The sequence below is a fragment of the Streptomyces sp. SID3343 genome (assembly GCF_009865215.1).
Lineage (GTDB): Bacteria > Actinomycetota > Actinomycetes > Streptomycetales > Streptomycetaceae > Embleya.
Window position 1 is genome coordinate 1 of record NZ_WWJX01000171.1, and the last position, 381, is coordinate 381.

1 pseudogene is annotated in these 381 nt (G+C 65.6%); it reads left to right on the forward strand.

Annotated features, from left to right (window positions below):
* Positions 1-180: 180 nt before the first annotated feature.
* Positions 181-381 (forward strand): annotated as a pseudogene (locus GT354_RS53545) (hypothetical protein); the annotation flags it as partial.

Below are 381 nucleotides of genomic sequence, written 5' to 3' on the forward strand. Positions count from 1 at the left end.
GGCGGTGCATCGCGCGGATCTGTTCGTCGGATCGCGCGGCGACCTCTTGTGTCATGACGGACTTGACGGTGTGGCCGTCGTCGTTGGTCCATCGGGTGGTAATGCGCGGGCGCCCCGGCGACGGGCGCCCCCGGCCGGGGTTTCCTCGCCGTCGCAGTTTCGTGGCCATGACGGCTCGGGTTGGCCTGGGGCCGCTGCCCACCGCGCGTCACATGGGCCAGCGCTTGGATCGACACCTGGAACGAAAACCCGCGGCCCTTCACCTGGACCGAGACAGCCGACGAGATCCTCAACTCTCTCGCCGACTACCTCACCAAGGTCGGAACTACCGGCCAGAAAACAGAGCAGAACCAACCCTCAGAATTTCTGGCGCATCACACT